9 protein-coding genes are annotated in these 16200 nt (G+C 55.7%); 4 read left to right on the top strand and 5 right to left on the bottom strand.

Annotation, left to right across the window (positions count from 1 at the left end; genetic code table 11):
* Positions 1–11 precede the first annotated feature (11 nt).
* From CRI94_RS12470 to CRI94_RS12455, 4 genes are all read left to right on the top strand, one after another.
* On the top strand, positions 12–1184 hold the full coding sequence (locus CRI94_RS12470) for a glycosyltransferase family 4 protein (RefSeq protein ID WP_245846185.1): 1173 nt from the start codon (positions 12–14) through the stop codon (positions 1182–1184).
* A 29-nt stretch (positions 1185–1213) separates the two neighbouring features.
* The gene (locus CRI94_RS12465; protein WP_098076204.1) at positions 1214–2389 is read left to right on the top strand and encodes a glycosyltransferase family 4 protein; all 1176 of its coding nucleotides are present in this window, start codon (positions 1214–1216) and stop codon (positions 2387–2389) included.
* A gap of 836 nt (positions 2390–3225) precedes the next feature.
* Positions 3226–6759, top strand: a complete 3534-nt coding sequence (locus CRI94_RS12460) for a T9SS type A sorting domain-containing protein (RefSeq protein ID WP_098076202.1) — start codon at positions 3226–3228, stop codon at positions 6757–6759.
* Between the two features lie 307 nt (positions 6760–7066).
* Positions 7067–8002 carry a T9SS type A sorting domain-containing protein gene (locus tag CRI94_RS12455; RefSeq protein ID WP_143815398.1) on the top strand — a complete coding sequence of 312 codons (936 nt, stop codon included), beginning with the start codon at positions 7067–7069 and terminating at the stop codon, positions 8000–8002.
* A 52-nt stretch (positions 8003–8054) separates the two neighbouring features.
* Here the strand turns inward: CRI94_RS12455 and CRI94_RS12450 are convergent, their stop codons facing one another.
* The 5 genes from CRI94_RS12450 to CRI94_RS12430 all read right to left on the bottom strand — a co-directional run bounded on the left by CRI94_RS12450 (position 8055) and on the right by CRI94_RS12430 (position 15975).
* Positions 8055–10478, bottom strand: coding sequence for a polysaccharide biosynthesis tyrosine autokinase (locus tag CRI94_RS12450; protein ID WP_098076198.1), 2424 nt, complete (start codon positions 10476–10478; stop codon positions 8055–8057).
* Positions 10479–10565: 87 nt separating this feature from the next.
* Positions 10566–12059 carry an undecaprenyl-phosphate galactose phosphotransferase WbaP gene (gene wbaP / locus CRI94_RS12445; protein ID WP_098076196.1) on the bottom strand — a complete coding sequence of 498 codons (1494 nt, stop codon included), beginning with the start codon at positions 12057–12059 and terminating at the stop codon, positions 10566–10568.
* A 66-nt stretch (positions 12060–12125) separates the two neighbouring features.
* Complete coding sequence (locus tag CRI94_RS12440) at positions 12126–13343, bottom strand: glycosyltransferase family 4 protein (protein ID WP_098076630.1); 1218 nt, start codon at positions 13341–13343, stop codon at positions 12126–12128.
* Between the two features lie 321 nt (positions 13344–13664).
* A complete protein-coding gene (locus CRI94_RS12435) occupies positions 13665–14402 on the bottom strand; it encodes a response regulator transcription factor (RefSeq protein ID WP_098076627.1) in 738 nt (245 codons plus the stop codon).
* An 841-nt stretch (positions 14403–15243) separates the two neighbouring features.
* Positions 15244–15975, bottom strand: coding sequence for a response regulator transcription factor (locus CRI94_RS12430; protein WP_098076194.1), 732 nt, complete (start codon positions 15973–15975; stop codon positions 15244–15246).
* Positions 15976–16200: the final 225 nt, after the last annotated feature.

Raw genomic sequence — 16200 nt, 5'->3', positions numbered from 1 at the left:
GACACGACTCCATGTCAATACACATTTATCAAATTGGCAAGACACGATTCTCCCCGTCATCCGGAGGCGGGTCCGATCGTGTGTTTGAGGCCCTACAACATCACCTACCAGCGACAGATGCGTACGTGCATGGACTCGTGGTAGACGGGTCAGGGAAGCAACGATCTCCGATTAGGGGACTTCACGGGGTCGCAGATGAGAAGGCGTCGCTGACCACGCGTTGGCGCGCGATCCGAAATCACGTTCAGTCGACAATCCAGGAAGTCGACCCTGATGTCGTAACCACGCATTTTGCCCTCTATACGCTCCCCGTTCTCGACTTAATTCGCGGTTACCCCACGATCGTCCATTTCCACGGCCCGTGGGCGCGCGAATCGCTGATGGAGGGCGAGTCTCGTCTCAAGGTCACCCTCAAGTCGCACATCGAGCGACTCGTGTACAACCGGGCGGACCGATTCGTTGTCCTATCGGAGGCGTTTCGGGATATCCTGAGCAGCGATTACGGCGTTCCGCCGGATCGTATCAGCATCATACCAGGGGGTGTTGACGTCGGTGCATTTGATCGAACTCACATTTCCCGCACCGACGCTCGACAGCTGCTAGGGTGGCCGACCGATCGTCCGATTTTCTTGTCGGTGCGCCGCCTCGTCCGCCGCGTCGGCCTCGAACAACTAATTGCTGCCCTAGATCGCGTCCGGCAGGTATGTCCCGACGTGATGCTCATGATCGCAGGTACGGGTCCACTTCGACCTCATTTGGAAGAGGACGTCGCCAATGCCGGCCTCAACGATCACGTACGATTTCTCGGCTTCGTCCCAGACGAGGACCTCGCACTAACCTACCGCGCCGCAACGGCTTCGGTCATGCCTACCGTCGCATTAGAAGGTTTCGGGCTCTCTGCAGTCGAGTCCCTGGCAGCCGGCACACCTGTGCTGGCGACTCCGGTGGGAGGACTCCCATCCATCGTGTCAGGGTTGAGCGATGATCTCGTCCTGGATCGGGCAGAGGTCCCATCCATCGCACGAGGGCTGCTAGAGGCACTCAATGGCGACCGTGTGCTCCCCGACGGGGCAACATGTAGAAACCATGCCGCAGAACATTTCGACTGGTCCGTGATCGCACGCAAAACACGAGACCTCTATGCGCGAACATCCGATCGACGTGCCCCAGCCGCGCTGCACTGATACGACATCTTTCGTCAAGCAAGACCGATATGTTGCCGCGCACCCTTTTTATCGACCACACGGGCTCACTCGGTGGCGCTGAGTTATATCTGTTGGACCTGGTCCGCGCCACGCCTGACTCCACCGTCTTGACGTTTGAACGCGGCCCGCTTGTAGAACGTCTTCACGCACAGGGACATGATGTCCGCGTGGTCGAAGCCCCCGCATCCGTGCTACGGGTTCAGAAAACTGCCACCGCTTGCGACGCGATCGCCGCGATCCCTGGGCTTACTCGTATGATCGCAAACGTATCTCGCGTCGCTCGCGACTACGACGTTGTCTTTCTGAACTCTCAAAAAGCCATGCTCATCGGTGCTCTTGCAAGCTGGCTTGCAAATCGCCCCGCAATATGGAGCTTGCACGACATCCTATCGAACGACCATTTTAGTCGTACCAATCGTTTTCTGGCGACGCGAATGTCGAATGCATTCGTCGACCGTGTCGTCGTCAATTCGCAGGCAACGGAAGCCGCCTACCGGTCCAGTGGGGGCCGCCGACCCACCGAGGTCGTGTACAATGGCATTGAGGAGCACTCCCACGCATCCACCTCCTCTCAAAATGGGTCGATTCGACGGGAGTTGAACCTCGGAGACACCCCTCTTGTCGGAATCTTCAGCCGACTCGCTCCCTGGAAGGGACAGCACGTTCTCATCGATGCGCTGGCATCGTTGCCAACGGTGCATGCCCTCGTTGTAGGTGACGCCTTATTTCCCGACGATGTCGCATACGCGGACGAAATCCGGGATCGATGCGAAAAGCGTGACGTCGCTGATCGCGTCCATTTTCTCGGCTTTCGCGACGACATCCCTCGTCTAATGCAGGAAGTCGACGCCGTCGTCCACGCGTCAACCGCTCCCGAGCCCTTCGGTCGGGTGGTGGTAGAGGGAATGCTCGCGAACCGACCCGTCGTTGCCTCCCGTGCGGGAGGCGTCAAGGAAATCATAGATCATCGCAGAACGGGGTACTTCGCCGAACCCGGCGACGCGCAATCACTCGCATCCGTTCTCGAGCAGATTTTCGAGAATGGCCGGGAAAGCACGATCATCGCCCGCCGAGGGCGGGAGGTTGCACGACACCGGTTTTCCGTCAAGCAGATGACGCACCGCCTCCACGACGTGTTACGGCAGACGCACGCCGATCATGCGTCCCACGAGCCCCACGTGTAGCCCTGAGCCCGCTTCGTGCTGTGCCAAGGATGGGGGTTCTCTCTACCCATCAATACGGAAAGAGGTGGATCCTGAATGTCGCCGCGGCGGTCATCCTATGGATTGTCCAAGCTGTAGCGTTTCACTAAGTGTCTCGATGAAACACCGCTGATCGCGCTCTGACCCACACAGAACTGGCTGACACGAGGACATTACACCCCGAAACGCCACGGCTAGCTGGGATATAATGGGCTACGAATTGTACGATACAGCTCTTTAGGCGCACTATAGCTGATCCGAAAGCTTACCCGATGCTCCACAAGGATCTTCGAGATGCGAATGATATCCCGAAGTGAGATTGAGCCAAACGAGGGATGCTGCCGATAACTTCAACGTTATTTTATATTCGGGAGGTTGTAACAAGACGACGATGTCCCACGGACTGCCCAAAACCCCTCTTTATTGAGCTAGCACCGGGGGTTGTCATGTTTTACAGTAGACGAAGATGACGCATCAGTTGGGTTCATAAGCGCAACGATACTGGACCAAAGCAAAAGTATCGCCTTCTTTAAACGCAGGAGATAGCGGGGAAATGTCACGTTTCCAGCGTTGTGACGTGGAAAATGGCCAATCCGGTACGCCACTTGTAGATCGTATCCGACGGATGACACGGGAGTCATTTCAACCTTCGTCGCTCAGTCTTTTCTCTGGCTGACGTTGTTTTCTGGATTACTCCAGGCTCATCCACTCTCACGTTGCATAACCTGAAGCGAAACCACGCACGTGGTTCAGTATCGCTACGTCGGTGTGCGGACAGCGTGATCTAGAGCCGCTCAAAACATCTCGATTGTGAAGCAATGCCTTACCCCCATCGGGACGACCAGAACAAGCAGTCTAGCCTCTGGTCGACCTTATCCCTCTTCTTTCTCTGTGTTGCTGCCATTTTCGTGGCGGGAGCCTACTCTACGTTCCAAACCGCAAGCAGTGGATCGGTCCAACTCCCACTTGAGGTCATCGGCGACAAAGGCCACACGGTCTCTGTGAATGTCGATGTCTCTGATGCAAGCGGAGTGGACAACCTGCATCTCGAGGTTCACAATCTCGCCTATCACTGGAGCGAGTGGGCTGAAAACGGTACCGACCCACATGTCACGAACGGAGGCGAGCGGTACGACCAGAAGGCCAGCTTCCGAATCAACGGCGGACCGTGGGTTGGCATGACAAAGGAGCGCATAACGTGTGATTCTCCAGAAAGTGAATTTGGCTGCATGGACGGCCCACTTTCGAATAAGACCATGCGCATAGCGGTAGATGCAACCGAGTCCGGCTCCTGGACATCGGGCCAAAACACGATCGAGTTTCGATTCAATGGCACAGAGGGGTACTCTAGCGGATACCGGATTCTCGATCTCGACGTGCGTGCGGGTACTCAGAGTCGTCTCGGCTCGACGACATTTACATGGGACGATCCGGCCTCCTGGTCCCCCCCGTACAGTAGTAGCAGCGACATCAGCAAGGGGAAGGAGCTTTGGCACGCTCGGGGCATTCTCGTTGAATCACCGCTCGACGGCAAGCCGATCACTGCTTCGTGCGCCGATTGTCACGCTCGTGATGGCCGCGACCTGAAGTACTTCAACTTCTCAAACAAGTCGATCGTAGCACGCTCGACGTTCCACGGTCTAACCGACAAGGAAGGTCGACAGATCGCAAGTTACATTCGGTCCGTCGATCTTGAGCTTCCGTCGGGGTATGACGTGTCCGATGCGGGTCGTCCATGGAACCCTCCGTATCAACCCGGCCCCGGTCTTGATGAGCGACCGGTTGAGCTATGGGCAGCAGGCGCCGGAATCGACTGCGTTGTCGATCGCGACGAAGACAGTGCTCCGTTCCTGTTCCCGAGCGATGGATCCGAGACGGTGCTGCGCAACGCCGACCACGACCCCGATCGCGGCGTCGACTGCAACAAGCTCGCCGATCAGATCTCAATGACCTCTGATCAGTCGAAGATGTTCGCGATGGCGCACACCGACTCCACGATGAACAACCGTGAGGTCCCCGTCCAGGTGCAGTGGCCGGATATCTTCGAGTGGTGGCCCGACGTTCACCCCGTGGATATCTGGGATGTCTCAACGGTGGAAAATCAGGACTGGTACAAGAACTATCTCTCCATCCACGACGACCTTGAAACGAGTCGGGAGCAGATGATCGCTACCGCACGAGACAACGTCGGCGAGCGTAGAGGCGGTAACACCACACGACTTGATCGCCGAATAAGCAAATTGCTTGATCGGTGGAATAATTGGGATCCTCCAGTCGACGCGAGCTTCTCGACCGAATTCGAGAAACGCTACTCAACGCGGCAGTTTCTTTCGATGAAGCTCTGGGAGATCATGCACGAGCACAAACTCGAAGGACTCGGTGCGGAGATTTACGGTCCCGAGGGACAACCGGACCGCCTCGCATGGGGCCCGGAAGCAGGCTCACTCCCGAATGGGATCTTTGCCGGAGGTCAGGATCGCGTCTGGTTCAATAACGCGAATGTGTACGACACAAGCCCACACAAAAATCAACGGAAGTGTTGTGGCGCGGGTGGAGGAACGCCCCAATATGGGCAAGGTGCTGGTACACACCGGAACGCGCGGTCTCGTAACTACTGGGGAGATATTTGGTACGATCTGGCTCTGACTCTGGCGCCAGGCAACCGGCTCGCAACCGGGAATAACCCGTACGACTGGAATTATAACTCGATGCACATTCAGTCGACGAGCGAGTACAACAGCAACCAGGGGGTACGTTACTTCCGACACTATATCTCGGCCATCCAGCAGTTCAACCGATTCTATCAGCCCGATAGCGACATAAAAGCCGAACGAAAGGGTTCATGGCCATGGTCGATTCACGGTCACAGCCTGCAAAAGCTCGAAGTGTGGGAAGTGCAGAATATGCTTACGTCCATGAATTCGAACCTGCGCAATCGATTCACCGAAGCAGCGATCGATTCGTGGATCAAGCAAAATAATGAATGGGCCGTGAGCGACTGGCGAAGAGACGACAAGGGAAATAGCCGAATCCCGGACCAGACGTATAAGCCCCAAAAGGTAAATTCCATTAAGTGGTCAGCCAATCGCGCAGACATGTTCTACTCGATGATGCACCTCTGGTCGGGACGCAATCTCGACGGACGTGTACTGGATCGAGCCGCCCGTTGGGGGGAGAAAATGTGGCCGAATGGAGACTGGGAACAGTGGTTCGTTGAGCAGTCCTCGTCGGACATGTCTCTCAACTCTGGTTGGAATATCGTGTCGAGCTCGATCGCTCCAGATGATGCCTCAATGGAAACGGTCTTTGGTTCGATCGTGTCGGACGTCGTGCTTGTAAAAAATGAAGTCGGAGAGACGTACATCCCAGACTATGGAATCAACACTATCGGCTCATGGTCTTCCGACGAAGCCTACAAGGTTTACCTGACGAAGGACAGCAAACTGTCGATGAATGGATCAGTGCTAGACCCCACAGCACCGATCAAACTTGAGCAGGGTTGGAACCTAGTAGCGTACTGGCCGGATGGTTCGATGTCTGCCGAGGAAGCCTTCTCGTCAATATCGAGTGAGCTCGTAATCGTTAAGGATTATGCAGGAGATGCATATATTCCGTCTGAAAATTTGAATACGCTTGATGCCGGAAGCGGTCTTGTTCGACCGGGACAGGGGTATCAAATTTACGTAGACAACGCGACAACTCTTACTTACCCCTCATCAAAGGCTGCGTATGCGAAAACGTCGTCCGCAAAGGCACGGCGCGGTCATGCTGTGACAGCGACGGCGATCGTGGAATCACCATCCATGAGCGACGGAACATCATTACTCGCCAAAACAGCAAAAGGACGAATTGTTGGTAAGGGAATAGTGAGCGATGGTCGCGGGATCGTCCGATTGTGGGGTGACGATCCACAAACCACACCCGTTGATGGGGCAACGTCCGGTGAACGCTTATCCATCTACGTAGGAAGCGAGACTGGGGAATCCCTCGACGTCCAGAAGGTAGAGGACATGCTCTCTGACCGTCCCATCTCTAAGATCGCATTTCAGGAAAACGCCGTCCTGAAATTGGTCGCCGGTGACCAGAACACCGAGTTGCTGCTGCGTGGAATCGCACCGAATCCCGTCCAGGGATCTGCTACGATCGAGTTCGTCCTACCGAAGCAAGAACGTGTTTCGCTGGAGGTATATGATGTTCTCGGTCGTCGCGTCGCAACACTCGTCGATGAATTGCGCCGCGCGGGTGAGCATAAAGTCCGTATGGATGCAAGCCGACTCGACAGCGGTCCATATTTCTACCGCCTACGTGCCGGTTCGACTACGCTCACCAAGAAGATGACGGTCGTGCGTTAGGAAGGAGTGGCAATGTTTTACCCTTAGCACGTCGATGCATAACACGAAAGGTCACTCTGCATTGCGCGGAGTGACCTTTCTTCTATACACCGGAGCCTTCAACTTGCCGTAATCTGAAATGCCTGTCGGCACGCCAGATTGCTCTCTACCGTACACGATGTACAAGGAGGAGAAGAACGTTTTGGACTTTCAATCCCACAAGACCATGCTACATAGGCTGTTACTCTCAATCTGCGCCTTCATGATCGGTGCGTTGCCACACCCCGGCTACGCGCAACCCACATTCCCGACCGATTGCGTTGAGAATGTGAATAACGCAACGGTCGTCATTGAGACAAGTGCAGCGGCGAATGCGGTGCAAAAGAGCCCTCTCACCGAGGGAGATGTCTTGATAGCCGTAACCCCAGATGGGAATACCTGCACCGGCGAGACACGTATCGACTCGTCGGAACCAAACAGTTTTGCGATCGCAGAGCAAAACCCACAAACCTCCGCGCCGGGCTACCGCCCTGGAGATACCTTACGATTCTGGGCACAGACATCTACCGGGGATATATACGAACTAACGCCTACATTCCAGCCATGTCAGCCGGATGAGAACTTGTGTGTTGATGAGGCAATCTATGACCGGAATGGCATTTACACCATTACCGACTTCGATCCCTTCTTCCTCCCCGTCGAATTGGTTTCGTGGCAGGCCTTCGTGGATGGGAGCACAATTGTCCTAGAATGGGAGACAGCAACGGAAACGAATAACGCGGGCTTTGACGTGATAATGCGTCCCACGAACGAACCTGCGTCCCTATGGGAAAAGGTCGCGTTCATCGACGGTGCGGGCACGACAGATCGCCCTCAATCATACCAGTATAAATTCACGGTTGATGCGCCCGGTCAGTACAATATACGACTCCGTCAGGTAGACGTAGACGGTGCGATATCGCTCAGTCGGGTCTTACACGTGACCGTCGGTACAAACAGAAGTCTGTTCCTGTCTCCCATCGCACCGCATCCGGTTACCGCGTCATCCCAGGTGACGGTCAAATCGTCAATTGCTCAGGATGTTAGCATTGACTTGTTCTCTGTAACAGGCCAACACATCAGCACCATTCTGAAGACGAAGCTGCGTACCGGTGAGCACCGGACGTTCTCAATCGACGCAGCCAGCCTCTCTAGCGGTCCGTATGTTCTATCCGTCCAGGGTAAAACGCAAACAGTGTCGCAGCTCGTCCATGTCGTCAAGTGACGACACGGACCCTTTCGCTGGAGCACACTCGATCGAGCGAACACTCTCCGGCTTATGACACCATGCGATAGTTGTCGCTGTGATAATATCCGTACTTATAATTCGAACCGGACGCCTTGGCGTCGTCAAAGCGGTTAAATATGACACCGCTTATCGAAACCCCAACCCCTTCCAACATGTCACGCGTCAGATCGAGCGAGTCCACATCGGTTGAGTTTGCCGACGTTACAACCAGGGTCGCGTCTGCTCGTGGTGCCAGAACCAGTGGATCACTCGCTGCTAAAACCGGCGGAGTGTCAATAATGACGATATCGCACCTGGACTTGCCTAGTTCGATGAGCTTGTCCATCCGGACCGAATCTAGCGCTTCGGTTGGTGGATCCTCTGCTTTTCCTGCTGGCACGAAGTAGAGACCATCGACATAGGTTCGACGGACAACCTGAACCTTGTCATCCCCGCGGAGCATCTCTGCAAGACCGGGAGATCGCTCCATTCCAAGTAGCTTATGAGCTGTCGGACGACGCATATCGGCGTCGATCAAAAGCACTTTCTTCCCACTCAACACAAAGGTCAGCGCGAGATTTATGGCTGTTGTCGTCTTTCCGTCTCCCGGCTCCGGACTGGTCACAAGAATCGTTTGTGGCGGTTCGCCATACGATTGACCGGATCCGGCATACTGCATGTTCGTCCGAATCAATCGGTAGTTCTCAGTCACGGGTGACCACGGACTCAGAATAGGAAGAAGCCGCGTGGACAACTCGTGTCCTTCAATCTCGACGGTATCACGACCTCGAAATTCTTTTTTGATTTCGTTATCCATTTTGGGAACGACGCCGGTTACGCGATAGCCGTTCCGAAGAAGGTCGTCCGGACGATAAATTCGCGAGTTGGATGCTAAACGGAGAAAGGCCAGTCCGATGCCGAAACCGACGCCGAGAAGCAAACCGAGAAGCAGGTTTTGTTGAACGTTCGGTTTCACAGGAATCGACGGCACGAACGCCTTTCGGACCGTCTCCACGTATCCAAGTTCTGACTCTTCAGCAATGATGGTTTTCTGAAGTTCGGACGTTATGGACTGATAAAAACGTTCGGCCTGCTGTAGCTTACGATCGATTTGCTCCCGCTGAATCGTTTGCTGCGGAATTCGGTTCAATCGCGGCTCATAGCTTTGTATGGCGCTTTCTAAACCGGCAATTTGCGCCTCAATCTGACCGATTCGGATTTCTTGCTCTGTGATCCGGGTTTTAAGCTGCATGATGCGGTTTAAGGCACTGGTCCCCATCTGGGAGTCATTCCCGGCCGTTGCTCCCGGAAGTCCCGAGCTCTGCGTAGCCTCTGCAACAAGTTGATTCGTTAGCGAACGCTTGCGCTTCTCAAGCCCATTAATCCGCTCAAGCAAATCAGCAAGCTGAGGAAATTCAGTCTCGATGCGGTCGGTATCCCCTTCGAGCCCATCATTGGCAACGTAGTATTGAGCAGCTTCTGCCCTCATTTCACCGATCTTACGCTCCAGAACGCTAATCTCGCTTCGTAGCCCGCTTGCTTCTTGTTCCTGTTGAACCGTTTCACGAAGACCCGGCTCGAACTGAGCTAACTGATCGCGGAGGAGGCGAAGGGCTTCTTCCTCTTGCTCTAACTCAAATCGAAGAGCGTCACGTCGTGCAGTCAATTCGGTATATTCCGCCACGAGTCGCTCACCGCCGATCCCCTGCGTGACCACCTGATTATTCTGTGCAAAGGTTTCCCATTGTTGCTCCAGTTCTCGAATCTCCTCGCGGCGTTTCTCCGCCTGCGTTTCCAGGAAATCGCGCGCCGCCGTAACGCTCGCTCTCGCTTTCTCTCGGCTAAAGATTTCGTACTGCGAAGAATACAGATTCGCTACCGTGGACGCTTCTTCCGGGACACCGCTTTCCACGGTGAACTGGATCATGCTCTGGCTCTGCATGGGAACGAAACTCACACGTTGCATCATGTGAGACATCACTTCATTGGTTGACCTCGCTTGACCGTCCTCGCCGTATAATAGAGGAAACTTTCCTTTTTCCTCGAGAGCGGACTCGGTCGCACGTAACTCAGCAACGACCCGGGAGGCGAGTTCAGCGGAATACTGAAGAACGCCGACTTCACTCGCCAGATCACGCTGCTGCCCGAAGGCCCCCATCCCTCCAGGCCCGGATTGTGCACCTAAATCGATCTTCACGATACTCTTCGCCTCGTACACAGGGTCGACCGTGTAGGTGTACGCTCCGACCAGTGCAACCACAACAATCGTCGTGGCAGCGATAATCCACTTGCCGCGACGGAGCATATCCAGAATTTCCGCGACATCAATTCCTGCATTGGCTTCTGACGAAGAGCCAGACGAACCGCCACCATGGTGGGCCGAACCGTTCATCCGATTACTCGCGTGCCCGTTTCGAAGCGGAGCCGGCGTCATGTCGCCGCTGTCAAAGCGACTCAGATTCTTGTCATTCATGGGTCTGGGGGTGTTGCAATGATGGGGCGTACCGAAAGAAGGAGTGTTGAGGTTCTCTATAACCGCGTTCTGCACCCGAACGCTGAGTCAAGATGCGCCCTCGCCCGAAAGGACCACGGGCACGGTGCGAATGAGCAGGTAGAGGTCAAGCCATGGCGACCAGTTCTTGAAGTAGTGCACATCCAAATCCACGCGCCGCTCGAAGCTCAGAGCGTTTCGACCTGAAACCTGCCACAGCCCAGTGATTCCCGGTGGGGTCTGAAGAACGATGCGAGCGAGATTTTTCATCTTGGGAAGTTCTCTCGGCATGTACGCGCGAGGCCCCACGAGACTCATATCTCCTGCGATCACGTTGAAAAGCTGCGGGAGCTCGTCCAGACTGTATCGACGCAACACGCGCCCAATCCGGGTCACCCGCGGGTCTTCCTGCAGTTTGTGAAACTGCTCGTACTCGGCCCGTAGCGTGGGGTCCTTATCGAGCAAGTCGGCCAGGATGGCGTCTGCATCCACATGCATCGTCCGAAATTTCAACACGGAGAAACATCGGCCCTGGCGTCCCATCCGGTTCTGGCTGTAGAACACGCCCCCGGGGGAGTCGATCTTGATCAGAACGGCGATCGTCAAAAGCAGGGGAAACGATACAATCGTGAGTAGCAGGGCACCGATCATGTCGATGATGCGCTTGGCGAACCGCGCACCGACCTGCAATTCGTAGTGACTCACGCCGTACCCGACAAGGCCCTGATGCGAGCGTCCGGTTCGCCACAGCGCGGCGGCTCCCTTCTTCACGTCGGGGACGACGAGCACGTTGTCGAAGAACTTGCTGTAGCGTGCGACAAGATGGTCGTGCTCTTCGGCGTCGAGATTCGGTTCGACGACAATCGCGTACGGTATATCGTGATTCGCGGCCACATGTAGGGCCGTCCCGCTCGGGCCAGACCAGATCGGTGTATCAACAGGTCGATCGGTGAGAAGCGCAACGGGACGCAGCCCAATTTCCGGCCATCGTTTCAGCGTATCGGTCACCGTCAATGCTTCCTCCTTCTCGCCGATGACCACGGCAGGTTGTCCCCACCACTCTGCCCGTGCACAAATGACTCGGAAGAATCCCCGGCAAAGCGGGACCACAACTGCCCCAAGCAGAGCAGCTGCCACCATAGTCATCGCCACGATGGAGTTGCCGCCGCCCACGTACACAGCGATGGCCGCTGTCAAGCCGATGGTCACCGTCACCTGACTCGCCATCCGCATCTCATCTGCTGGATGCATTCGGGTGTGGTGATACAGCCCGAGAAAGACGAACGCAATGAGGATGACAGGAAGTAGAGCCGCCGCCGACCAGACCGTGCTCGCGTACGCAGGGGCAACGGCATAGGCCGCCAGATCGAGGATCCCAAGAACCGACCCAAACGCGACGAAATCGGTCACAGCAAGAGCCAGGAGCGTCATCCAGCGTGCACGTCGTGCATGTACGGCTTCTAACGACTGTGTGGACGCCGAAGCGACGTCTGCACGAGAGACAATCGTCAACTCGGGCGCAGGAGGCCCGATCATCGAATCATGCTGAAGAGTCGCAGCCACAGGATCTAGGTCGAAAGCGAAACAGATGATGAATGACCCACCGAAGGGCCGATGCGGCAACGGATCTCACGATCCGACGACTTCCGGCGCCACGGTACGCATTGCGTGGTCGTTGGACACGAAGTGATCGTCGATGAACTCGGCATAGGCTCGATTTACTGCTCGCGTGAAGGCGTCGCGGAATACCTGCGGCGAAAATCGCTCGGCATTTGCACGGATGGTTTCCGGATCAAGACGATCTTCAACCGCCTCAAAATCGTCAATAGCGTTTTTTAAATGAGCTACGTCTTGCTCCTGAAAGAAAATGCCCGTTTGTCCCGGCACGATCGTTTCCAGCGCACCGCCCCGCCCGTACGCGATGACAGGTGTTCCACAGGCCTGTGCTTCGACGGGTACAATGCCGAAATCCTCTTCTGCGGCAAAGACGAAGGCCCGGGCGTTTTGCATGTAGTACTCCACCGCCTCATCTGGCTGATAACCCAGAAGCGTCACGTTGGGCCCGGCGAGCTTCTCGATCTTCTTCATCTCCGGACCATCTCCAATGACGACGAGCTCCTTGTCTGGCATGGCCGTAAAGGCCTCGACGATCAGATCGATGCGCTTGTATGGCACGAGACGGGACATCGTGAGGTAGAAATCCTCCTTTTTCGCCTGAAGCTGGAACCGATCAACGTCTACCGGAGGGTAGATGACCTGCGCCTTGCGCCGATACGTCTTCCATATTCGGCGCGCTACATGCTGGGAGTTTGCGAGGAAGACGTCCACACGATTGGCCGCGATGGCGTCGTAGAGGCGAATGTAGTGAAGGATCGCACGGGCACACATGCTGCGAATGCCGCTTGTCAGTCCACTTTCGCGGAGGTAATCATGGTGGAGGTCCCAGGCATACCGGATCGGACTGTGCACGTAACTGACGTGGAGCTGATCGGCCTTCGTGAGGATCCCCTTTGCCACAGCGTAGCTAGACGAGACCACGACGTCGTAGTCCGTGAGGTCGAACTGCTCGATCGCCATCGGTGCCAGCGGCAGGTAGTAGCGGTACTTTGACTTGGAGAATGGTAGGCGCTGAATGAACGATGTCTCAACCGATTTCCCCTGCAAAAAGTCACGTTGATCATCAGGGATAAAGTCGATGAGACTGTACAGATCTGAGGAGGGGTACGCACGAATGATTTGTTCTAAAACACGCTCGGCACCCGCATACACCGGCAGCCAGTCATGCACTAAACCAACGTGTCCCGGCCGCAGCACGGTGGACGCATCGGGACCACCGTCTCCTTGCATCATACTCATGGAGCCAGATCGGTGGAGAATGTCGTGCGATATTGAGGGCATGTATCGTCAGAACGTTAGCGGAGTCGAAGATGACGAACGTGCCGATAGTCTACGACACGACGCGTCCAGACACGGTACAGGAGTAGCGCAATGATGACGGGCTTATGGCAAACAGATATGTCCAACGGATAGCCCTTTTTCCAGAACGGAGTGCGCCAAAGATCGGGGGACGTATGGTTGGAAATGTGCGCGAAATGGGTGATTGCATGAACCATCTTTTCTCGATGGACTCGCATCCGGAATCGAGACCGGACTCGCGGATACAGATCGTTACTGCCCATTCGCAGAACCCTCCTCTTCTCGACCATACGCCCATTGAACAGCGTATTGAAGGAGCTCGGCGACCGTCTCGAAGCCAAGCTTTTCTTTTGCACGGCGACGGTACGTCTCTATCGTTTTTCGACTCAGATCGAGCTGGGCGGCAATTTCGCGGACACTGTAGCCTTCCCCAAGCTTTTGAAAAACGGTCATCTCCCGATCCGTCAGCTTCTCTGTCGCCGAACCAAGCTGATAGTCCTGCTGCCGGATCACCTTGCTCAGGATGCGAGACGACATGCGACGACTCAGGTATACATCCCCTTCGCTCACGGCTTTCACTGCATTGACGACGTTTTGCGTCGGCTCGCTTTTCATGATATACCCAGACGCGCCGGCCCGTATCGCTCGCTCGGCGTAGACGCTTTCATCATACATCGAGAAGACGATGATCCGAACCGATGGAAACCGATCGCGGATCTCCTCTACGAGGTCGAGCCCGTGCGCGTCGTCCAGCGAAATGTCGACGATCACGACATCGGGGGCGTTGCGCTCCATTTGTCGCAGTGCTTGCGTCGCTGACCCGCTCTCCCCCACGAGACGCATATCGACCTTGCTATTGATCGTCGTCGCAAGCGCCTCGCGAATTGCAGGATGATCGTCGATGACAAACACGCGTGTTCGGTCGGAGGATGTGTTGTGCGAAGAATCCCGCCGAATGCGCGAGGACTGTGCCTCAGATGTTTCGTTCATGCGATTTTTGGTCACCTGTGGGTGCGGACCCGATCCCAAGAAGAGGACAGCCATCCGCGGAGTGAGGTCGTATCGTTCTACCCGCCAGGGCAGTAGTGCGCGGGTCGGCATCCGGAGATCAATTCCCATGCGCGCTCAATCTGGCTGGAGGCGATTGATTCACTTGGATGAGACAGTCTCTCGGAGGCGACGAGAAGAAAGTATCTTTTTGCTCTTTCCGCTTCGCATGAGTTCTCGCCCAACCCACAGTGTAGTTCGGGCGCATCTCCGGTTAACCGTTCCTATGGCACGAGTCAGACCTCGGGCGCGCGTCCAACGTGTATTGCGACCCATGCCATACCGTGGATGTCACTTGCTCCTGCCGCGAGTCATCGAGGCCGCCTTGATCTCAACTGAGATATAGGCGTTCTATGACCCGCGTGCATCGATGACGACACCGTACGAGATCCCATCCCCGGGTGAATGAATCTTTCCACCCCGCGCCCACACGGCCCTAGATTCTTCGCATAGACCCGTCGCGGACATGAATCGCGTTCCCCGCCCGGACGACACGAGGTGCAGTCGCGTCTCCGCACGTACCCTCTGTCCGATCGATCGACTCCGTGTCCCTCCCAAAACCGGGTGAGACGGTTGCGTACAGGTCCCCGCTACAGACCAGACGACGCTGACAACAACGCTCTGAATGACGTATGGGATAAACACACGACAGGCCCATCCTCCGAAGAGAATGAGCCTGTGGCTTGAGCACCGCTGGGGATGCAGCACGTTCAAAAACGTTCACGTGCTACGTGGGGATTGATGATGCAGCGCGTTGCACCATCATGATGAACAGGTCACTACACTATGAGGTGGAAGCGGGGGGCTTGGGCGTCGGCACATCCGCATCACGACCATGAGTACCCTGCCCGTACGTCCATTGGACGGCGTACTGCAGCAGTTCGGATACGGTATCGAACCCGAGTTTCTCTTTCGCTCGGCGGCGATACGTTTCGATCGTCTTACGGCTCAGACTGAGCCGATCCTGAATGTCCTGGACACTGTATCCCTGTCCAAGCATCTGAAAAACGGCCATCTCCCGATCGGTAAGCTCGTCAATCGCAAAGCTCGGCTCGGAGTTACGTCCCATTGCAACTTTGTTCAGAATCCGAGACGCCATCTTCCGGCTGAGGTATACCTCCCCGCGGTGGACACTTCGGATGGCTTCAATGACGCTTTTGGTCGGCTCACTCTTCATGAGGTAGCCCGACGCTCCAGCACGAATCGCCCGCTCAGCATACACGTTTTCATCGTACATGGAGAATACGATCATCTTCACATCCGGGTACTGTGCCCGGACATTTTGAACGAGGTCGAGCCCGTGTGCATCGTTGAGAGAAATATCGACGATCGCGACATCCGGCTCGAGTTCCTCGATCATGCGGAAGGCTTCATCAGAAGAGCTTGCCTGTCCACAGATTTCAAGGTCCATAGTGCCGTCGATCGTATCAGCGACCGCCTCGCGAATCGCAGGATGATCGTCGACGATGAAGACACGGATGTGGTCGCTCGCGCGGTTGTTCGTAGAGTTGGCCATGAGTGGTCGGTGCGGTCTGCTTCGGTCACAGGAAAGAAAGCGGGGAGTGTTCACCAACGAACGAACCCGCTAGGGTCCGACCCATCACACTTTTCGTCCCTGCGAGGAGTAATACGCTAACCTCGCAAGGAGACTACATCTGGATGATCGGAAGTCAACTGCCTACAACAACGTCAATACTGAGTGCGCCTCATTCATCTTTTGGATGAGAGAACACGGTACGCG

Origin of the sequence: Longibacter salinarum (genome assembly GCF_002554795.1) — a bacterium.
Lineage (GTDB): Bacteria > Bacteroidota > Rhodothermia > Rhodothermales > Salinibacteraceae > Longibacter > Longibacter salinarum.
Note: the sequence above shows the minus strand (reverse complement) of the source record. Positions and strands in the feature narration are given on the sequence as shown.